Annotated in this window: 21 protein-coding genes; 12 read left to right on the plus strand and 9 right to left on the minus strand. The window is 52.2% G+C overall.

The genetic code is table 11. The annotated features are described in order from the left end of the window. Positions 1–10: 10 nt before the first annotated feature. Positions 11–991 carry a type IV pilus twitching motility protein PilT gene (locus HV237_RS04235; protein ID WP_047357838.1) on the plus strand — a complete coding sequence of 327 codons (981 nt, stop codon included), beginning with the start codon at positions 11–13 and terminating at the stop codon, positions 989–991. Here the strand turns inward: HV237_RS04235 and ruvX are convergent. From ruvX to metK, 8 genes are all read right to left on the minus strand, one after another. Then, positions 988–1,404, minus strand: a complete 417-nt coding sequence (ruvX, locus tag HV237_RS04240; protein WP_003825428.1) for a Holliday junction resolvase RuvX — start codon at positions 1,402–1,404, stop codon at positions 988–990. The two genes, HV237_RS04235 and ruvX, sit on opposite strands and share 4 nt — an antisense overlap. Next, complete coding sequence (locus tag HV237_RS04245) at positions 1,404–1,967, minus strand: YqgE/AlgH family protein (RefSeq protein ID WP_016154395.1); 564 nt, start codon at positions 1,965–1,967, stop codon at positions 1,404–1,406. The genes ruvX and HV237_RS04245 overlap by 1 nt, the downstream gene beginning before the upstream one ends. A 176-nt stretch (positions 1,968–2,143) precedes the next feature. Next, positions 2,144–3,091 (minus strand): glutathione synthase, encoded by a 948-nt coding sequence (gene gshB, locus HV237_RS04250; protein WP_047357837.1) that lies wholly within the window; start codon positions 3,089–3,091, stop codon positions 2,144–2,146. 12 nt (positions 3,092–3,103) lie between these two features. Continuing rightward, a complete protein-coding gene (gene rsmE / locus HV237_RS04255) occupies positions 3,104–3,835 on the minus strand; it encodes a 16S rRNA (uracil(1498)-N(3))-methyltransferase (RefSeq protein WP_016154393.1) in 732 nt (243 codons plus the stop codon). Positions 3,836–3,910: 75 nt separating this feature from the next. After that, on the minus strand, positions 3,911–4,618 hold the full coding sequence (endA, locus tag HV237_RS04260; RefSeq protein ID WP_047357836.1) for a deoxyribonuclease I: 708 nt from the start codon (positions 4,616–4,618) through the stop codon (positions 3,911–3,913). A gap of 94 nt (positions 4,619–4,712) precedes the next feature. Beyond that, a complete protein-coding gene (locus HV237_RS04265) occupies positions 4,713–5,210 on the minus strand; it encodes a SprT family zinc-dependent metalloprotease (RefSeq protein ID WP_016157438.1) in 498 nt (165 codons plus the stop codon). A 77-nt stretch (positions 5,211–5,287) separates the two neighbouring features. Continuing rightward, positions 5,288–6,682: a galactose/proton symporter gene (galP, locus tag HV237_RS04270; RefSeq protein WP_016154390.1), complete on the minus strand. Its 1,395-nt coding sequence runs from the start codon at positions 6,680–6,682 to the stop codon at positions 5,288–5,290. 398 nt (positions 6,683–7,080) lie between these two features. Continuing rightward, the gene (gene metK / locus HV237_RS04275) at positions 7,081–8,235 is read right to left on the minus strand and encodes a methionine adenosyltransferase (RefSeq protein ID WP_003027071.1); all 1,155 of its coding nucleotides are present in this window, start codon (positions 8,233–8,235) and stop codon (positions 7,081–7,083) included. Between the two features lie 538 nt (positions 8,236–8,773). Here metK and HV237_RS26325 point away from each other — a divergent pair. From HV237_RS26325 to speB, 4 genes are all read left to right on the plus strand, one after another. Then, positions 8,774–8,911 (plus strand): hypothetical protein, encoded by a 138-nt coding sequence (locus HV237_RS26325; protein ID WP_269149342.1) that lies wholly within the window; start codon positions 8,774–8,776, stop codon positions 8,909–8,911. Positions 8,912–9,002: 91 nt separating this feature from the next. Further along, positions 9,003–9,134 (plus strand): acid stress response protein YqgB, encoded by a 132-nt coding sequence (yqgB, locus tag HV237_RS04285; protein ID WP_049041971.1) that lies wholly within the window; start codon positions 9,003–9,005, stop codon positions 9,132–9,134. A gap of 8 nt (positions 9,135–9,142) precedes the next feature. Then, positions 9,143–11,119: a biosynthetic arginine decarboxylase gene (speA, locus tag HV237_RS04290; protein ID WP_016154389.1), complete on the plus strand. Its 1,977-nt coding sequence runs from the start codon at positions 9,143–9,145 to the stop codon at positions 11,117–11,119. A 142-nt stretch (positions 11,120–11,261) separates the two neighbouring features. Next, positions 11,262–12,182 carry an agmatinase gene (gene speB / locus HV237_RS04295; protein WP_016154388.1) on the plus strand — a complete coding sequence of 307 codons (921 nt, stop codon included), beginning with the start codon at positions 11,262–11,264 and terminating at the stop codon, positions 12,180–12,182. Positions 12,183–12,293: 111 nt separating this feature from the next. Here speB and HV237_RS04300 read toward each other — a convergent pair whose 3' ends face one another. Next, positions 12,294–13,052, minus strand: a complete 759-nt coding sequence (locus HV237_RS04300) for a M48 family metallopeptidase (RefSeq protein WP_016154387.1) — start codon at positions 13,050–13,052, stop codon at positions 12,294–12,296. Positions 13,053–13,331: 279 nt separating this feature from the next. On the opposite strand from HV237_RS04300, the gene tkt reads away from it, so the two are divergent. The 7 genes from tkt to HV237_RS04335 all read left to right on the plus strand — a co-directional run bounded on the left by tkt (position 13,332) and on the right by HV237_RS04335 (position 20,992). Then, positions 13,332–15,323, plus strand: coding sequence for a transketolase (tkt, locus tag HV237_RS04305; RefSeq protein ID WP_016154386.1), 1,992 nt, complete (start codon positions 13,332–13,334; stop codon positions 15,321–15,323). A gap of 316 nt (positions 15,324–15,639) precedes the next feature. Next, entirely contained in the window at positions 15,640–16,083 is a 444-nt protein-coding gene (gene cmtB, locus HV237_RS04310; protein ID WP_016157436.1) for a PTS mannitol transporter subunit IIA, read from the plus strand. Between the two features lie 27 nt (positions 16,084–16,110). After that, complete coding sequence (locus tag HV237_RS04315) at positions 16,111–17,490, plus strand: PTS mannitol transporter subunit IICB (RefSeq protein ID WP_016154384.1); 1,380 nt, start codon at positions 16,111–16,113, stop codon at positions 17,488–17,490. 24 nt (positions 17,491–17,514) lie between these two features. Beyond that, positions 17,515–18,792 (plus strand): zinc-binding dehydrogenase, encoded by a 1,278-nt coding sequence (locus HV237_RS04320; RefSeq protein ID WP_047357835.1) that lies wholly within the window; start codon positions 17,515–17,517, stop codon positions 18,790–18,792. Further along, a complete protein-coding gene (gene glpX, locus HV237_RS04325; protein ID WP_047357834.1) occupies positions 18,789–19,760 on the plus strand; it encodes a class II fructose-bisphosphatase in 972 nt (323 codons plus the stop codon). Before HV237_RS04320 ends, glpX begins: the two co-directional genes overlap by 4 nt. A gap of 15 nt (positions 19,761–19,775) precedes the next feature. After that, entirely contained in the window at positions 19,776–20,285 is a 510-nt protein-coding gene (locus HV237_RS04330) for an MltR family transcriptional regulator (protein WP_016154381.1), read from the plus strand. Then, the gene (locus tag HV237_RS04335; RefSeq protein ID WP_016157432.1) at positions 20,282–20,992 is read left to right on the plus strand and encodes a nucleoside/nucleotide kinase family protein; all 711 of its coding nucleotides are present in this window, start codon (positions 20,282–20,284) and stop codon (positions 20,990–20,992) included. Before HV237_RS04330 ends, HV237_RS04335 begins: the two co-directional genes overlap by 4 nt. Positions 20,993–21,007: the final 15 nt, after the last annotated feature.

Genomic DNA, 21,007 nt, shown 5'->3' on the forward strand with positions numbered 1-21,007 from the left:
GGATGTTCATATGAATATGGAAGAAATAGTGGCCCTTAGTGTAAAGCATAACGTGTCGGATCTACACCTGTGCAATGCATGGCCTGCGCGCTGGCGCATAGGTGGAAAAGTCGAAATAGCACCATTTACTCCCCCTGACGTGGAGAATCTGCTGATGTGCTGGCTCAGTGAGCAACAACAGGTACAGTGGCGGGAACAGGGGCAGATTGATTTTGCCCTTACGCTGGCGGACTCCCGGCGTCTACGCGCCAGCGCATTTGCTCATCAGCAGGGCACCTCGCTGGCGCTAAGATTGCTACCGCTTGAATGTCCTCGTTTAGACGATCTTCAGACTCCGGAGGCCATACCTGAACTGCTGCACGGTGAAAATGGATTAGTTCTGGTCACTGGAGCCACCGGCAGCGGTAAATCAACCACCCTGGCGGCGATGGTGGAGTACCTTAATCAACATATTGCGGGGCATATTCTGACGCTGGAAGATCCGATTGAATATCGCTACACCAGCCAGCGTTGCCTTATTCAACAGCGGGAGGTGGGCGTACACTGCGCTTCTTTTGCTGCCGGTTTGCGCGGCGCATTACGCGAAGATCCCGACGTCATTTTGCTGGGCGAGCTGCGCGACGTGGAAACTATTCGTTTGGCCTTAACGGCAGCGGAGACCGGGCATCTGGTGTTGGCAACCTTACATACGCGAGGGGCGGCGCAGGCCATCGCGCGGCTGGTGGACACCTTTCCCGCTCAGGAGAAAGATCCGGTGCGTAACCAGCTGGCAGACAGCCTGCGGGCGGTACTTTCGCAAAAGTTGGAGGAAGATAAGCAGGGAGGACGCGTGGCGCTATTCGAACTGCTCGTCAACACTCCCGCCGTGGGCAATTTGATCCGTGAAGGGAAAACGCATCAGCTACCCGGTGTGATTCAAACCGGGCAGCAGACAGGTATGCAGACGTTTGCACAAAGTCAGCAGCAGCGCCAGGCGCAGGGGCGACTTTAGTAGCCCTGCTCGAAATAGCTTTCAAGGATAATAACGGCAGAAGCGGAATCTACTTTGCCTTTATTCAACGCCCGGTATCCGCCTTGCTCAAACAGGCCTGAGCGGGCTTCGACGGTGCTCAAACGTTCATCGTGCAGCGTTACGGTTACGCCAAAGCGACCGTGAATGCGGTTAGCGAATTTGCGTGCGCGCGCAGTAAGGGGTTGTTCAGTGCCATCCATGTTGAGCGGCAGGCCGACAATGATTTCGTCCGGCTGCCACTCTTTTAGCAGGCGTTCAATCAAACTCCAGTCTGGCGTACCGTCCTGTGCTTTGATGGCGGGCAAGGGTCTCGCCGTACCGGTAATGCGTTGACCAACCGCGACGCCGATACTTTTCGTACCAAAATCAAAAGAGAGTAATGTTCCGCTCATCAGGCGTGTCCCGCCACGCCAGGCATGGTCTGAATATCAATCCCGATAAGCTTCGCCGCATCGCGCCAGCGGTCGGCAATCGGCGTTTTAAATAAGATGTTGAGGTCTGCGGGAGCAGTGAGCCAGGCGTTATCCAATAGCTCTTGTTCCAGTTGACCTTTTTCCCATGATGAATAGCCCAGCGCAACCAGCACTTCGGATGGCTGCTCCTGCGTACCCAGGGTTTCAAGTACATCGCGGGAGGTGGTGATGATAGTGTTATCTGAAATGCGAATACTGGAGGCAAAGCGTGACGGCGGGGTGTGTAGAATAAATCCACGGTCTTCCGCCAGCGGGCCGCCGAGCATCACCGGTTTGTCCAGACGAATGGCAGGATCGCGTGCTTCTGGAGTAATCTTTAGCTTTTCCAGAATCCCTTCAATTTGTAAGTTTTCCAGAGGCTTATTGACGATAATCCCCATTGCTCCGTTCTCATTGTGTTCACAGATATACACCACGGAACGGCGGAAAATCGGATCCTGGAGAGCAGGCATGGCAATTAGAAAGTGATGCTGTAAATTCATTGTCAGAGGTTCTGTTTCCTGGTTCAAAAAAGCAACAGAGCCCAGTATGTGGGCAAAGCGCGAAGATGTCACCCTCTGAAGATAGCTTTGCCGGATGGCAGCTTTGCCTTATCCGGCCTACGGGGTGCAAATGTAGGCCGGATAAGACGCGAAGGCATCGCCATCCGGCAACTTATTTATTTCTGCAAACGTGCCTCGATGGCGTCCATCAGCATACCGGTAATCGAAACCGGGAACTCCGCTTCAATTTCACGAATACAGGTTGGGCTGGTGACGTTAATTTCCGTCAGACGGTCGCCAATGATATCCAGACCGACAAAAATCAAACCTTTTGCTTTCAGCGTTGGCCCAATGCGACGTGCAATTTCCCAGTCGCTGTCGGTTAATGGACGCGGCTCGCCACGACCGCCGGCTGCCAGGTTGCCACGGGTTTCGCCGCCTTGTGGAATACGCGCCAGGCAGTACGGAACGGGTTCGCCATCGACCACCAGCACGCGTTTATCGCCGTCTTTAATTGCCGGCAGATAGTTCTGCGCCATGCAATAACGGGTACCGTGCTCGGTCAGTGTTTCGGCAATAACGCCAAGGTTCGGATCGCCTTCCTTCACGCGGAAAATAGATGCGCCGCCCATGCCGTCCAGCGGTTTGAGAATGATGTCGCTGTGTTTTTGCCAGAAGGCTTTCAGCTGCGCTTTGTTACGCGTGACCAGCGTTTCCGGCGTCAGGTCGGCAAACCATGCGGTGAACAGCTTCTCGTTACAATCGCGCAGGCTCTGCGGTTTGTTGACGATTAGCGTCCCTTTCTCCTCTGCACGTTCCAGAATATAGGTTGCATAGATGAACTCGGTATCAAACGGTGGATCCTTACGCATCAGAATGACGTCCAGATCTGCCAGCGGGAGATCCTGCTCGCTATTGAACTCATACCATTTGTCGTAGTTCTGCTCTACGCTCAGGGTACGCGTACGGGCGCGGGCTTCACCGTTGATCAGATAGAGATCGGCCATTTCCATATAATGAATTTCGTAATCGCGACGTTGCGCTTCCAGCAGCATAGCGAAGCTGGAATCTTTCTTGATGTTGATGCTTGCGATGGGATCCATCACGATGCCGAGCTTGATCATTGTTCTTCTCCGTTAGCCCAGATCGCCAAAACGCACCTGTAGCGCGGTGATGGCGGTGAGCGCAGTTGTCTCAGTACGCAGAACGCGAGGTCCTAACAGAATATCAGTAAACTGATACCGTGCGGTCATGGCAATTTCATCTGCCGACAGCCCACCTTCGGGGCCAATCAGCAAGCGGATGCGTTCCACCGGGAGCGGCAGCGTATTGATGCTGGCGCTGGCGCGGGGATGCAGGTTCAGTTTCAGACCTTCATCCTGTTCGGCGCACCACGCTTCCAGATCCATCGCCGGGCGAATTTCAGGCACCCGATTACGACCGCACTGTTCGCAGGCGGCAATGGCGATTTTCTGCCACTGCTGGAGCTTCTTGTTCAGGCGTTCGCTGTCCAGTTTAACGCCGCAGCGCTCAGAAAAAAGTGGCGTAATGAGGCTTACACCCAGTTCGATCGATTTTTGGATAGTAAATTCCATTTTTTCACCCCGCGACATCACCTGGCCCAGGTGGATGTGCAGCGGCGATTCTCGATCGTCGAGTTCAGCGTTAAGCACCTTCACGTCCACGCTTTTCTTACTGGCGTGGGTGATTTCGGCGTCGAATACCTGATTGCTGCCATCAAACAGTTGTAGCGCCTGGCCTGGCCCCATACGCAGTACGCGGCCGATATGGTTGGCTGCATCTTCACACAGTGAAATTTGGCTGCCGGAAGTGAGTGGCTCAGGGTGATAAATGCGAGGAATGCGCATAGTTAAACATCCGCGTCATGGCCCTGGGCTGCAAAAGGCCAGGGCATGGTTAAAAAATATTGCTGCTAGTGTAGGTTAGCTCTTTTGCGCCTGGCAAGAGCGTTGCACATAGGGGTTATGGTTCCCCTGTACCTTCGCAATGCGTTCGTCGCGCTCACACTCCCAATCGGTGACCGGATACTGCTTATTCCAGGCATTAAAAAGCTGAGTTTGCTGGCGGGAGAGCGACAGGTTGTATTGGTCGCGCATGTAAAAATAGGTACGCGCGATGGCGCCACGGGCGCGGGCTGGCGGCTCGGCAACTTTCTCTTTGAAGTCAACCTTCATGGTGCATTGTCCATATTGGCCTTCACCACCGTTCCACTGGCTGTACATAAAGTTTGCGCGATCGCCATTGACCTCACCCACCGCGGGCTGCAGGTTATGCATATCGCTTTCCATTTTGCGATAGACCGGATCTTTAGCGCAGTTTTTACGCCCTCCGTCCTGCCAGCACTGGCGCTGATGACCAAATTGCCAGGCGGGGACAACGTGTTCCCATTCAATTCGACTGGCGCGGTTTTCATTTTTTCGCACTTTATAGCCGCAGGATTCGAGGTCAACGACCCCTTTTTTTCCTTGCCAGTTAATTTTACATCCGCAATAGAAATCGCCTGGCGCATCGGCGTTAACTTTAACGCCCGCTGCTTTTGCCTGAGAAAAACTGTTGATGCCTTCGGCTAAAACCGAGCCTGAAAACGCAGCGGCTAACAGGGCCGCAGCAAAAGAAAGATTACGGTACATCACGAACTCCGTGTCAAAACGAGCCCGCAACGTAGCGAAAGTCATTCCTGTATGCAATCAGTTAGATCAGAAAAGTTCCTGATAATTCTGAAGATTATTCTGCAACCAACGGTTCACCGCAGTGGACGCAGCGGTAGGTGGCTTCGCCGCGTACAACGCGGTTATGGCGGCGGACGGTCAGTTGGTGTTCCTGACACTTACAGCGGTATGTAAAGGTCTTACGCTGCACGGATTGCAGCTCAAACTGATGCGTGCGCCGGGCCGGTACGCCCAGCACGCTCTCCATCATCCATTTCCACTCTTTCCCGTGCGGCGGTACGCGGCCAAAGTGTTTCCACACCAGTAGATGCGCCAGTTCATGGGGCACCACTTCGTTAACGAACGCGTCAACATTCTCCATCAGCAAAACTGGATTAAGACGAATTTCGTAGGTTTGTAGCCACGCGGTACCCGCGGCGGTTCCGCGCTGTTGGTAAACCAGCTTTGGTTCCGGGTATTGGCGTTCGAGCTTGAGATTGGCCTGAGCGAGTTTTTCCCGCAGGCTGCGCATAACGGCTTGCTGGATGGCGATCGGGAGACGGGAGGTTTTCATAACGCCAGAGGATAGTGCGACAGGGAAGGGACTGCAAGAGGAAGGCTCCCTCCCACGGGGGAGGAAGCCTAACGAGATTAGTCGTGTGCGCCAATTTCGCGCAGTTTACGACCTTTCATCAGGTTACGTTCAATGTGTTCCAGAGAGACGTTTTTAGTTTCAGGGATCAGCCACAGGGTCAGGAAGATGAACAGTACGTTCAGGCCACCGTAGACCCAGAAGGTGTTGGCGCTGCCCAGCGAGTTCAGCATCGTCAGGAAGGTTGCGCCGACAATCATGTTGGCAATCCAGTTAGTTGCGGTAGAGCAGGTGATGCCGAAATCGCGACCTTTCAGCGGCTGGATTTCAGAGCACAGTACCCAAATCAGCGGACCGGCGCTCATCGCAAAGCCAACGATAAACATTAGCAGCATCAGGACAGCGAAGTATTGTGCGGCTGGCGAGTGAATACCCACGTGCATCATTGTACCCAGCACGCCCATACCGACGGCCATGACGATAAAGCCGAGGATTAGCGTAGGTTTTCGGCCCCAGCGGTCAACCAGGCCAATGGCGATAAAGGTTGCCAGCACGTTGGTCAGACCGACAATAACGGTCCCCCACATCTGTTCGGTGGTGTTGGTGTAACCCGCCAGCTCAAAGATTTTTGGCGCGTAATACATAATGACGTTCATCCCGGTGAACTGCTGCATCACCTGTAACAGAACGCCAAGGAAAACTGCGCGGCGGAAGTTGCTGTTTTCTTTAAACAGCGCCCAGCCGCTCTGCTTCACTTGCAGGCTTTCACGAATTTCATCCAGCTCGCGTTTGGCTTCAGCGCTGGTGTCACGCAGACGCAACAGAACGCGTTCGGCATCGACAAAACGACGTTTAGCCGCAAACCAACGCGGGCTGTCCGGCAGGAAGATGACGCCAACCAGCAGTAACAGGGCAGGGATGATGATCACGCCCAGCATCCAGCGCCATGCGCCGCTGTAGCTAAACGCCGTATCGGAAAGATACGCACCTAAAATACCGATGGTGATCATTAACTGATACATAGAAATCATGCTGCCGCGAATTTTTTCCGGGGCGATTTCGGACAAGTACAACGGTGCGGTATAAGACGCAACGCCGACTGCCAGGCCGAGCAGCACGCGGGAAACCAGCAGCACTTCAACGTTTGGCGCTGCGGCGGAGAACAGCGAACCGGCAACAAACAGGATTGCGCCGATCATCAGGCTTTTTTTACGCCCCAGCTTGAAGGAGAGCCAACCGCTGCCGACGGCGCCCACTGCCGCACCAAACATCATGGAACTCACCACCCATTCCTGAGTGTGTGGGGTAATTTGGAACTCGTCGGTTATGAATGGTAAAGCACCGGCAATAACACCGATATCCAGGCCAAAAAGTAATCCAGCCAGGGCTGCCAGGAAGCAGACAAAAAATGTCATGGCTTTGTTGGAATGCCCCGTTTTTTTATTGTCAGGCATGATGCCCTCCGTTGGGTAGCTAGTTTTGTTGATGTTAAGGGTAGGTGAGTACGGGGTAAAAAAATGCGAATCACATCACATTAGTGTAATCGGTTACACTGGCATTCATGTGGATTATTGTTTAATTAGTTGAAAGTTAACATTATTTATTATTATAGAATAAAGTTGATTGGCTGATTTTAAGACAATGCTGAAATATGATGTAACAGTGATGCAATGCTGGTAACGAAGAGATGTGAATTCAAGGTGGATAGAAATACCGTGCTATGTAATCGCTTTCATTTGTTATTGAAGCAAATGAAATTAGCGTGGTTATAGCGATGGGGGATGGGAGAGCAAATGACATAAAAAAAGACCAGCGCGAGGCTGGTCTTCATAAGCGTTGAGCCGTCGGGGAATTACTTCAGACCGGCAGCTTCACGCAGCAGGGCGGCTTTGTCGGTTTTTTCCCATGGGAAATGTTCGCGACCAAAGTGACCGTAAGCGGCGGTTTCTTTGTAAATCGGGTGCAGCAGATCCAGCATCTGAATCAGGCCATACGGGCGCAGGTCGAAGAACTCACGCACCAGCAGGGTCAGCTGTTCTGAAGGCACTTTTTCAGTACCGAACGTTTCCACCATGATAGAGGTCGGTTCAGCCACGCCGATTGCGTAGGAAACCTGAATCTCACAACGGTCAGCCAGGCCAGCGGCAACGATGTTTTTCGCTACGTAGCGGGCTGCATAAGCTGCGGAACGGTCAACTTTAGACGGATCCTTACCAGAGAATGCGCCGCCGCCGTGACGGGCCATGCCGCCGTAGGTATCAACGATGATTTTACGACCCGTCAGACCGCAGTCACCCATTGGACCGCCGATAACGAAACGACCAGTTGGGTTGATGAAGAACTTGGTTGAAGCTGTCAGCCATTCAGTCGGCAGTACCGGTTTGATGATCTCTTCCATAACGGCTTCTTGCAGCGATTTCTGATCGATATCTTCAGAGTGCTGAGTCGACAGAACAACCGCATCGATACCGACGATTTTACCGTCGTCATACTGGAAGGTTACCTGGCTTTTTGCATCCGGGCGCAGCCAGGATAAGGTGCCGTTTTTACGCACTTCAGCCTGACGCTGCACCAGACGGTGAGCATAGGTAATCGGGGCTGGCATCAGCACGTCGGTTTCGTTGGTTGCATAACCAAACATCAGACCCTGGTCGCCTGCGCCCTGTTCCAGCGGATCCGCACGGTCAACACCCTGGTTGATGTCCGGAGACTGTTTACCAATCGCGCTCAGTACCGCACAAGAGTTGGCATCAAAGCCCATGTCGGAATGCACATAGCCAATTTCGCGAACCGTGTTACGGGTGATCTCTTCGATATCAACCCATGCGCTGGTGGTGATCTCACCGCCAACTAAAACCATACCGGTTTTGACGTAGGTTTCGCAGGCAACGCGTGCTTTCGGATCCTGCTCCAGGATTGCATCCAGCACGGCATCAGAGATTTGGTCAGCGATTTTGTCAGGATGCCCTTCTGATACGGACTCGGACGTAAAAAGGTGTTTTGCCATATTTAATTTCACCTAAGGAGAATGTAGTTAGCTCAAACTGTCGAGTGGAATAGCCATGTGTAGAAGATTCTACCATGAGTCTGCAGATGACGGACACTGGCAGTCTGAGTGTTAATCGGTATAGATGGATTAACATCTGGACGGCTATTTTAAGGCGGTTCTGCGCCTGATTTCCAGCTTTTTTTGATTGAGCTCGCATTGTACTGAAAATGTAACTGGAAATTTTTCCTGACGGTGCTGGCAATGCGCGTATTTATCTTTTGCTTTTTCGTACTGTTGTCGGTATAAAACGCGGCGCGCGGCTCATATCCGTCATACTTCAAGTTGCATGTGCGTTGGCAATACTCGCCCAGTCACTTACTCCTGTAAGCGCCCGGGGATTCACTGCGTTGCCGCCTTCCCGCAACTCGATTTATTGAGGATAGACAAAAAAGCACACGACGTTTTCATCGTGTTGCCACTTCCAGCCGGGTTAAAACTTTAGCTTTGGCTTGTGGGTTCGTTCCGTCAGGAGCAACCGTGGAGGTGATACGAGATAATGAACCGTTGTATTCTGCTGAATCTGTCGCACCGTTCTGGTGTACATATGTCCCCCGCAATCTGCATCTTGCATACCTGCCGATGTTATACCCATCTCGGCGCTTCTCAGGACTCCAGGGCCGGCAACGGTCACTAAGAACTGAACAAGGGCGCTCTTGGTAAACAAGAGTTTTCTCGTGGTTTCGCCGAACCGTCAGCATTAAGTTCGGTTACGTGTTTACATTGATATGAAAAAGAAACCGGTCGCACAGTCGGAGCGTCAGCACTATCTGCTGGAAATTCTGCCTGTATTTGGGTTGTTATCGCGTCTTCGGATTGCGATAGTAGTCAACTGTTTTACACTTGTTAATAAAATTTGAGGTTCGCTATGTCTGACGACATTTCTTTGGGTTCGCCTTCGTCAGCAGGCGAACACGGTGTACTACGCTCCATGCAGGAGGTTGCAATGAGTTCCCAGGAAGCCAGCAAGATGCTGCGTACTTACAATATTGCCTGGTGGGGTAATAACTACTATGACGTCAATGAACTGGGCCACATCAGCGTGTGCCCGGATCCCGACGTACCAGAAGCGCGCGTTGACCTTGCTGAGTTGGTGAAAGCCCGTGAAGCGCAGGGCCAGCGTTTGCCTGCATTGTTCTGCTTCCCGCAGATCCTGCAACACCGTCTGCGTTCGATTAACGCCGCGTTTAAGCGCGCCCGTGAGTCTTACGGCTACAACGGTGACTATTTCCTCGTTTACCCGATCAAGGTTAACCAGCACCGTCGCGTGATTGAATCGCTGATCCACTCCGGCGAACCGCTGGGGCTGGAAGCCGGTTCTAAAGCTGAACTGATGGCCGTTCTGGCTCATGCCGGAATGACCCGCAGCGTGATCGTGTGTAACGGCTATAAAGACCGCGAATACATCCGCCTGGCGCTAATTGGCGAAAAGATGGGCCATAAGATCTATCTGGTCATCGAGAAGATGTCTGAAATCGCTATCGTGCTGGATGAAGCTGAACGACTGAATGTTGTTCCGCGTCTGGGCGTGCGTGCGCGTCTGGCGTCGCAAGGGTCCGGCAAATGGCAGTCCTCCGGCGGAGAGAAATCGAAATTCGGCCTGGCGGCAAACCAGGTGCTGCAACTGGTAGAAATGCTGCGCGAGCGCGGTCGTCTGGACAGTATTCAGTTGCTGCACTTCCACCTCGGCTCACAGATGGCGAACATTCGTGATATTGCCACCGGCGTACGTGAGTCGGCGCGTTTCTACGTTGAGCTGCACAAGCTTGGCGTAAATATCCAGTGCTTCGACGTGGGCGGTGGCCTGGGCGTGGACTACGAAGGTACCCGTTCGCAGTCTGACTGCTCCGTAAACTACGGCCTGAACGAATACGCGAACAACATCATCTGGGCCATTGGCGACGCCTGTGAAGAGCACGGTCTGCCGCACCCGACGGTAATTACCGAATCCGGTCGCGCTGTTACCGCGCATCATACCGTGCTGGTGTCTAACATTATCGGCGTTGAGCGTAGCGAGCATACCGAAGCAACGCCTCCGGCTGACGATGCGCCGCGTGCCCTGCAAAGCATGTGGGAAACCTGGCAAGAGATGCATGAGCCGGGAACCCGTCGTTCGCTGCGTGAATGGCTGCACGACAGCCAGATGGATCTGCACGATATTCACGTTGGGTACTCTTCAGGCACCTTTAGCCTGCAGGAACGCGCGTGGGCAGAACAGCTCTATCTGAACATGTGTCACGATGTGCAAAAACAACTCGACCCGAGCAACCGCGCGCACCGTCCGATTATCGACGAGTTGCAGGAGCGTATGGCGGATAAGATTTACGTCAACTTCTCGCTGTTCCAGTCGATGCCGGATGCGTGGGGGATCGATCAGCTGTTCCCGGTGATGCCGCTGGAAGGGCTGAACAAAGCTCCTGAGCGCCGTGCGGTGCTGCTGGATATCACCTGTGACTCTGATGGCGCTATCGACCACTATGTTGATGGTGACGGCATTGCGACCACCATGCCGATGCCGGAATACGACCCGGAGAATCCGCCGATGCTGGGCTTCTTTATGGTGGGTGCGTACCAGGAGATCCTTGGCAACATGCACAACCTGTTCGGTGATACCGAAGCGGTTGACGTGTTCGTCTTCCCTGACGGCAGCGTGGAAGTTGAGCTGTCTGACGAAGGGGATACCGTGGCGGATATGCTGCAATACGTGCAGTTGGATCCGAACACCCTGCTAACTCAGTTCCGTGACCAGGTGAAAAACACCGATCTGGATACCGAGTTGCAGCAGCAGTTCCTCGAAGAGTTTGAGGCAGGTCTGTACGGATATACCTATCTCGAAGACGAGTAATGCTGTTGGGGCTCGCTTGAACCTGAGCAAATTAACGGCGATAATTCGCCTATACAAGTAGTCACGTAAATCAATCCCTTCCTCGTCGGGCTTAACGACGCGGAGGGGATTTTTTTTCACCGATTTTAAAAGAGGTCAGTACATGAGCACCTTAGGTCATCAATACGACAACTCCCTGGTTTCTAACGCCTTTGGTTTTTTGCGTCTGCCGATGAACTTCATGCCGTACGACAGCGACGCCGATTGGGTGATCACCGGCGTACCGTTTGATATGGCAACGTCTGGCCGCGCGGGCGGTCGTCATGGTCCGGCTGCGATCCGTCAGGTTTCCACTAACCTGGCGTGGGAACACAATCGCTTCCCGTGGGACTTCGATATGCGCGAGCGCCTGAACGTGGTGGACTGCGGCGATCTGGTTTATGCGTTCGGTGATGCCCGTGAAATGAGTGAAAAACTGCAGGCGCATGCTGAGAAGTTGCTTTCTGCTGGTAAGCGCATGCTCTCTTTCGGCGGTGACCACTTCGTCACGCTGCCGCTCCTGCGCGCGCACGCTAAACACTTTGGTAAAATGGCGCTGGTGCACTTTGATGCCCACACCGACACCTACGCTAACGGCTGTGAATTCGACCACGGTACCATGTTCTACACTGCGCCGAACGAAGGTCTGATCGATCCGAATCACTCTGTGCAGATCGGTATTCGTACCGAGTTCGACAAAGATAACGGCTTTACCGTGCTGGATGCTTGCCAGGTGAACGATCGCGGCGTAGATGACATCATCGCCCAGGTTAAGCAGATTGTTGGTGATATGCCGGTGTATCTGACCTTTGATATCGACTGCCTCGATCCGGCGTTTGCTCCTGGAACCGGTACGCCCGTGATCGGCGGTCTGACTTCCGATCGCGCGATCAAGCTGGTACGTGGTCTGAAAGATCTGAATATCGTCGGGATGGATGTGGTGGAAGTAGCTCCGGCCTACGATCAGTCAGAGATCACCGCGCTGGCGGCGGCTACGCTGGCACTGGAAATGCTGTATATCCAGGCGGCGAAGAAAGGCGAATAACGGGTTTCGGACTATTTTGCCGGATGTCGCTGACGCTAGTCCGGCCTACATTATTGCTGAATTTGTAGGCCGGGTAAGGCGTTCACGCCGCCATCCGGCACTGTTCGAGGATTATTTTATCCCGTCTGCGCTCATGCGATCGCGAATGTGTTGCGCACGTTCTGCAGATGCCGGGTGATCGTCAAACATTGAGCTTTGGCGTCCTGCTTCCAGTTTTGCCAGTTTCTCAAAGCTGGTGGCCAGGCCTGCCGGATTGATCCCACGTTTGCGCAACAAATCATACGAGTAATCATCCGCTTCGGATTCCTGACGCTGGGAGAACTGCGAGTTCACCAGTTTCTCGCCAAGATCGCCCAATTGCGACTGCGACAGGCTGCCGACAATGCCGCCAGCGGAAGCCGCTGCTGCACGTACGGCGTTAGTGCCCAGCGCGACCTGCATGCCTTTTTTCACGTGACCCAGCGCGACGTGGCCCATTTCGTGGCCGATCACCGCTTCGACTTCGTTATCGGTCATCATATCCATCAGGCCGCTGTACACGCGGATACAACCGTTCGCCATGGCAAAGGCATTCACATCTTTCGCCATATAGACTTTGTAGTTCACCGGCTGGCCGTTAATGTTGTCGCCAAGCGCGGCGGCGATTTTGCCAAGACGCGTTGCGTACTCGCTGCTGGCAGGGGCGATAGTAGCCTTGCTGTCCATATCTTTACAGGCCTGATCGCTCAGCGCTTTTACCTGAGTATCGCTCAGACTATAGGCCTGAAAAGCCTCTGCGCCAGAAGAAAGCAGTCCGTTTGAGTCCATGTTCTGGCAGCCGGTCAATGCCGCCGCCATGCTCGTAGCAAGCAGTAAAGCGCGAATTTTCATTTTTTCTCTTCCGCACAAAGTCAGGATTTTTCTAAAAAATGCGTCGTTTGCAGGTAAACCGACGCTCGGCCTTAGTATAAAGAAAAGAACATTCAGCGGGCGAGAAGATTGCGCAACTTGCGCGCATGATCCAGAGATTTCTGAAGCGGTAAAAGGATGCTCCATGTACATGACACGCGGCTTGGGTTACATTGTTGGCACTTTTTTCCGGCGTAGCCCAAAACGCGCTGTCGTCAAGTCGTTAAGGGCTCAGCCTTCATTATCCGATCTGGAGTCAAAATGTCCTCACGTAAAGAGCTTGCCAATGCTATTCGTGCGCTGAGCATGGACGCAGTACAGAAAGCCAAATCCGGTCACCCGGGTGCCCCGATGGGTATGGCTGACATTGCCGAAGTCCTGTGGCGTGATTTCCTGAACCACAACCCGACTAACCCGTCCTGGGCTGACCGTGACCGCTTCGTGCTGTCCAACGGCCACGGCTCCATGCTGATTTACAGCCTGCTGCACCTCACCGGCTACGATCTGCCGATGTCCGAGCTGCAGAACTTCCGTCAGCTGCATTCCAAAACGCCGGGTCACCCGGAAGTGGGTTACACCGCGGGTGTTGAAACCACTACCGGTCCTCTGGGTCAGGGCATTGCGAATGCTGTGGGTATGGCTATCGCCGAAAAAACGCTGGCGGCGCAGTTTAACCGTCCTGGTCACGACATCGTTGACCACTTTACCTATGCTTTCATGGGTGACGGCTGCATGATGGAAGGTATCTCTCACGAGGTATGTTCCCTGGCCGGTACGCTGAAGCTGGGTAAACTGGTAGCGTTCTACGATGACAACGGCATCTCTATCGATGGCCACGTTGAAGGCTGGTTCACCGATGACACCGCTAAGCGTTTCGAAGCTTACGGCTGGCACGTGGTTCGTGGCGTTGATGGTCACGATGCTGACGCGATTAAGCGCGCAGTTGAAGAAGCTCGCGCTGTGACCGACAAACCGTCCCTGCTGATGTGCAAAACCATCATCGGTTTCGGTTCCCCGAATAAAGCTGGTACCCACGACTCTCACGGTGCGCCGCTGGGTGATGCAGAAATCGCACTGACCCGCGAACAGCTGGGCTGGAAATACGCGCCGTTTGAAATTCCGTCTGAAATCTACGCGCAGTGGGATGCGAAAGAAGCAGGCCAGGCAAAAGAAGCTGCATGGAACGAGAAGTTCGCTGCTTATGCGAAAGCCTTCCCGCAGGAAGCCGCTGAATTCACCCGTCGTATGAAAGGTGAAATGCCGTCTGACTTCGACGCAAAAGCGAACGAGTTCATCGCTAAGCTGCAGGCTAACCCGGCGAAAATCGCCAGCCGTAAAGCGTCTCAGAACGCGATTGAAGCGTTTGGTCCTCTGCTGCCTGAATTCCTCGGTGGCTCCGCTGACCTGGCACCAAGTAACCTGACTCTGTGGTCTGGTTCTAAAGCTATCAACGAAGATACTGCCGGTAACTACATCCATTACGGTGTACGTGAATTCGGTATGACCGCTATCGCTAACGGTATCTCCCTGCACGGTGGCTTCCTGCCGTACACCTCCACCTTCCTGATGTTTGTGGAATATGCCCGTAACGCGGTGCGTATGGCTGCGCTGATGAAACAACGTCAGGTGATGGTCTATACCCACGACTCCATCGGTCTGGGCGAAGATGGCCCGACTCACCAGCCGGTAGAGCAGGTAGCTTCGCTGCGTGTGACCCCGAACATGAGCACCTGGCGTCCGTGTGACCAGGTTGAATCTGCCGTTGCATGGAAATACGGTGTAGAGCGTCAGGACGGTCCGACCGCGCTGATCCTCTCCCGCCAGAACCTGGCACAGCAGGAACGTACCGAAGAGCAGCTGGCGAACATCGCGCGCGGTGGTTACGTGCTGAAAGATTGCGCCGGTCAGCCGGAACTGATCTTCATCGCTACCGGTTCTGAAGTTGAGCTGGCTGTGGCTGCCTGGGACAAACTGACCGCTGAAGGCGTTAAAGCGCGCGTGGTTTCCATGCCGTCTACCGACGCGTTCGACAAACAGGATGCCGCTTATCGCGAGTCCGTACTGCCGAAAGCTGTTTCCGCACGTGTTGCAGTGGAAGCGGGTATCGCAGACTACTGGTTCAAATACGTGGGCCTGAACGGCGCTATCGTTGGTATGACTACCTTTGGTGAGTCTGCACCGGCTGAGCTGCTGTTTGAAGAGTTTGGCTTCACTGTCGACAACGTTGTCGCGAAAGCAAAAGAACTGCTGTAATTTTGATTACAGGTGAAAACGGGTCGCTTATGCGGCCCGTTTTTTTAAAGTAATTAAATTTATTTGGTCGTGTGCAACCCGAAAATGTAGATTTGCATCACAAATATGATATTTAGCGATGTTTTATATTTGTAACTTGAATCACATTATTTATGTTGACTTTTATATTTCTTTTCTCAATTCATTGTTTTTAAAGGCATCACCAAAAAACATTCTGCGCTGTATGTAGTTTTCTCCTCGATTGATTTCATTTCGCCGTGCGCGTATTTTATTTTTAACGCTAACTCGTACCCTAAAAATAAAATAAGGAAAATGTATGCGGCTGATTGATTACTTTCCCGAATCATCTATCTCAATAAAAAATTCAGCAAAGAACTGGCAGGAGGCAATTGACTTTTCTATGTCATCCTTACTTGCCAACCATTATGTCAATTCAGATTATATTCAGGCCATTAAAGACTCAACGATTAACAATGGTCCTTATTATATTTTAGCACCAGGTGTCGCCATGCCGCACGCTCGACCGGAGTGTGGCGCGTTAAAAACCGGTATGTCATTAACGCTTCTCAAACAGGAAGTGAAATTTGCCGAAGATGATGAAGGTATCAGATTATTAATCGGATTGTCGGCGGCTAATGCTGATTCACACATTGGCGCTATTCAGGCCTTAAGCGAATTATTATGTGAAGAGGAAGCACTAACCGCTTTGTTAGCGGCTAAATCAGAAAAACAATTGGCGGATATTATCGCTCAAGCATAATTAACGGTTTCCTTTCAGGATATTATTATGGAAAACAAGTCTGCTCGTGCCAAAGTCCAGGCTTTTGGTGGGTTTTTGACTGCAATGGTCATTCCTAACATCGGCGCATTTATTGCCTGGGGTTTTATTACCGCATTATTTATTCCTACTGGTTGGATGCCGAATGAGCATTTCGCCAAAATTGTCGGTCCGATGATTACCTATTTACTGCCCGTCATGATTGGCTCCACTGGGGGACATCTGGTTGGCGGGAAACGCGGTGCGGTAATGGGGGGTATTGGTTCTATTGGCGTTATTGTGGGCGCGGATATCCCGATGTTCCTTGGCGCGATGGTAATGGGGCCGCTTGGCGGTTGGGTGATTAAGCATATCGACCGTCTGCTGGAAAAACGCATTCCTGCAGGCTTCGAGATGGTTATCAATAATTTCTCTCTTGGTATTGCGGGAATGCTCTTATGCTTGCTGGGGTTTGAAGTTATCGGCCCGGCGGTTCTCATTGCCAATAATTTCGTGAAGGAGTGTATTGAAGCGTTGGTTCATGCGGGCTATCTGCCGTTGCTATCCGTAATCAATGAGCCGGCAAAAATCCTCTTTCTGAACAATGCCATCGATCAGGGGGTGTATTATCCGCTGGGGATGCAGCAAGCTTCTGAAACGGGAAAATCAATTTTCTTCATGGTGGCATCTAACCCAGGGCCGGGATTAGGTTTGTTACTCGGCTTTGCTATCTTTGGCAAAGGGATGAGTAAAAAGTCTGCGCCAGGCGCCATGATTATCCACTTCCTCGGTGGTATTCATGAACTGTATTTCCCGTATGTGCTGATGAAGCCTCTGACCCTGATCGCGATGATTGCCGGGGGAATGACCGGGACGTGGGTATTCCACCTGCTGGACGGTGGGTTAGTTGCGGGGCCAAGCCCAGGATCTATATTCGCCTATCTGGCATTAACGCCGAAAGGTTCTTTCCTCGCGACCATTGCAGGAGTCACCGCGGGAACCGTTGTTACTTTTGTTATTACCTCTGTCATCCTGAAAATGGAAAAGAACGTTGAAACAGAAAGTGAAGATGACTTTGCTGAATCAGCCAGAACCGTCAAAGCGATGAAGCAGGAAGGGAAATTCTCTTATAAAAACATTAAACGCGTCGCTTTTGTCTGTGATGCAGGAATGGGTTCCAGTGCTATGGGGGCAACCACGTTTCGTAAGCGTCTGGAGAAAGCGGGATTGAATATTACTGTGACGCATTATGCTATCGAAAACGTTCCGCAAGATGCCGATATTATTGTCACCCATGCCAGTCTTGAAGGTCGTGTTAAACGTGTAAGTGAAAAGCCATTAGTGCTGATTAAGAACTATATTGGTGACCCATTGTTGGATGATTTATTTAAACGCATTACTGCGAACTAGCCTTCTTCTATTTTTGGAGTGAATATGAAAACGAAAGTTGCTGCCATATATGGCAAGCAGGATATTCGTATCCGCGAGTTTGAACTGCCTGCAATTACAGATAATGAATTGTTAGTAAGCGTAATATCCGATAGCGTTTGTTTGTCCACCTGGAAAGCAGCAGCATTGGGGAGCGATCATAAACGCGTACCGGACGATCTGGAAAACCATCCGGTGATTACCGGACATGAATGTGCAGGTATTATTGTTGAGGTGGGAAAAAACCTGACGGATAAATATAAGAAAGGTCAGCGTTTTGTGTTGCAACCCGCGATGGGATTGCCAAGTGGATATTCAGCGGGATACAGCTATGAATATTTTGGCGGCAATGCGACATATATGATTATCCCGGAAGTGGCGATTAACCTGGGATGCGTTTTGCCTTACCACGGCTCTTATTTTGCCGCCGCCTCATTGGCAGAACCGATGTGCTGTATTATTGGCGCGTATAACGCGAATTTTCACACCACGCCTTACGTTTATGAGCATCGCATGGGGATTAAGCCAGGGGGGAACATTGCGCTTCTGGCCTGCGCCGGGCCGATGGGTATTGGTGCAATAGATTATGCCATTAACGGGAATATTCAGCCGTCGCGCGTGGTGGTGGTCGACATTGACGAAGCACGACTGGCGCAGGCTAAAAAACTGTTGCCCGTTGAGTTGGCGGCTGAAAAGGGGATTGAGCTCATCTATGTGAATACTACTGGCATGGATTCTCCGACAGCGATGCTGCGAGCGTTAACTCATGACGCAGGTTTTGATGATGTCTTTGTGTATGCGGCAGTGCCTGCAGTTGTTGAGATGGCTGATGATTTACTCGCGGAAGATGGTTGCCTGAATTTTTTTGCCGGTCCTACGGACAGTAACTTCAAAGTGCCGTTTAATTTTTATAACGTGCACTACAACAGCACTCACGTTGTCGGGACATCCGGTGGTTCAACGGATGATATGAAAGAGGCCATTGCGCTCAGTGCAACTGGCCAACTGCAACCGTCGTTTATGGTGACGCACATTGGCGGCCTTGATGCAGTTCCGGAAACTGTTTTGAATTTACCGGCGATCCCCGGCGGTAAGAAGCTGATATATAACGGCGTTATCATGCCACTAACCGCCATTGCTGATTTTGCCGAGAAAGGGAAAACTGACCCATTATTCAAAGAACTGGCGCTACTGGTGGAGGAGACGCACGGTATCTGGAATGAAAAGGCAGAAAAATACCTTTTGGCACACTTTGGCGTTGATATCGGGGAGGCGGGGATATGATGTCGCTGGCATGGCCGCTATTTCGTATCACGGAGCAGGCTGCACTGGCAGCCTGGCCGCAAACCGGGTGCGGCGATAAAAACAAGATTGATGGTCTGGCTGTGACGGCAATGCGGGAAGCATTGAACAGTATTGCCATTCGCGGACGCATCGTTATTGGCGAAGGGGAGATTGATCAAGCCCCGATGCTGTGGATTGGTGAGGCAGTGGGAACCGGCACCGGACCTGAGGTAGATATCGCCGTTGATCCTATCGAAGGAACCCGAATGGTGGCTATGGGGCAAAGCAATGCGCTGGCCGTCATGGCGTTTGCCCCTCGCGGCAGTTTGTTACACGCTCCTGATATGTACATGAAAAAACTGGTTGTTAATCGGTTTGCGAAAGGGGCGATTAATCTGGCGCTGCCGTTGGCAGATAATCTGCGTAATGTGGCAGAGGCGTTGGGTAAACCGCTGGAGCGACTGCGGATGGTGACGCTGGATAAGCCGCGCCTTCAACCAGCGATTGCCGAGGCGACACGGCTTGGCGTCAAGGTCTTTGCTCTGTCCGACGGCGACGTGGCCGCCAGCGTGCTGGCCTGTATGCAGGAGAATCCTTATGATCTGATGTATACCATTGGCGGCGCGCCTGAAGGGGTTATTTCAGCTTGTGCGGTTAAAGCGCTGGGGGGCGATATGCAGGCTGAACTGATTGATTTTTGCGGAGCGAAAGGAAATAACGCAGATAATCGTCTGATTGCGGCACAGGAACATCAGCGCTGCGCGGAAATGGGCGTTGCGATCAACCGGATCTACGCGCTGGACGAACTGGTAGGGGGAAATAAGATCCTATTCAGTGCGACAGGAGTCACGGGCGGCGATCTTGTGAAAGGGATCCAACAGGTTGCGAATGGTGTGCGCACGCAAACTTTACTGATCGGCGGCGCGGATCGAACGTGTAATATAATAGACTCTCTGCATTCATGGTGATTTATCGAGAAACGAATGACGACGCTGACAGAAGACGATGTGCTTGAGCAACTGGATGCTCAAAATAATTTACTCTCGTTTATGACGACGGCACATAACATTTTGCTCCAGGGCATTAAGCGCTTTCTACCGTCGCTGTTCGTTAATAACGATGAAGAGATCGTGGAATATGCAGTGAAGCCGTTACTCGCCCAAAGTGGACCGCTTGACGATATCGACGTTGCGTTACGTCTGATTTATGCGTTGGGAAAAATGGATAAATGGCTTTATGCCGACATCACCCATTTCTCTCAGTTTTATCAGTACCTGAACGAGCAGGATAATATCCCCGGTTTTGCCGATGACATTACCTGGGATTTTGTCAGCAACGTGAACAGTATCACCCGTAACGCAACGCTCTACGGTGCGCTGGAGTCGATGAAATTTGCCGACTTTGCTGCGTGGTCCGAAGTGCGCTTTAGCGCAATGGTCAAGACGGCAATGACGCTGGCAGTGACGGCGATTTTAAAGGAATTAACGCCGTGAAAATCAAACTAACGGTGAATGGGCTACAGGTTGAAGCACATTACCGTGATGATGAGATAGAGAACGTCCACAAACCGTTATTACAACAGCTGGCAAAAATACACGCCACTCACCCGCAGCGACGAACGATCGTTTTTCTCAGCGCACCGCCTGGTACGGGTAAATCGACGCTGACCACCTTCTGGGAATATCTCTCCCGTCAGGATCCTGGCCTGCCGGAGATCCAGACGCTGCCGATGGATGGCTTCCATCACTACAACACCTGGCTGGATGCTCATAACCTGCGAGCATACAAAGGTGCACCGGAAACCTTTGATGTGGATAAACTTGCACAGAATCTACGTCTGATAAGGGAAGGGGAGGGCACCTGGCCACAGTACGACCGGCAAAAACACGATCCGGTAGAAGCGGCCATAACAGTGACCGCGCCGATTGTGATTGTGGAAGGAAACTGGTTATTACGCGATGATGAAAGGTGGCGGGCGTTAGCTGAGTTTTGTGATTACTCGCTGTTTATTCGTGCACCTGCCAACGCGCTCCGTACACGACTGGTAGGCCGTAAACTGGCGGGCGGACTATCACAAGCTGACGCTGAGGCGTTTTATGAGCGTACCGACGGACCAAATGTTCGTCGGGTACTGGAAGCGAGTCTGCCTGGTGACCTGACGCTGGAGATGCTGGAATCTGGTGAATATCGGATTGCGTGAAGGCCAATTATTCCT

Source organism: Citrobacter sp. RHBSTW-00570 (genome assembly GCF_013739755.1).
GTDB lineage: Bacteria > Pseudomonadota > Gammaproteobacteria > Enterobacterales > Enterobacteriaceae > Citrobacter > Citrobacter braakii.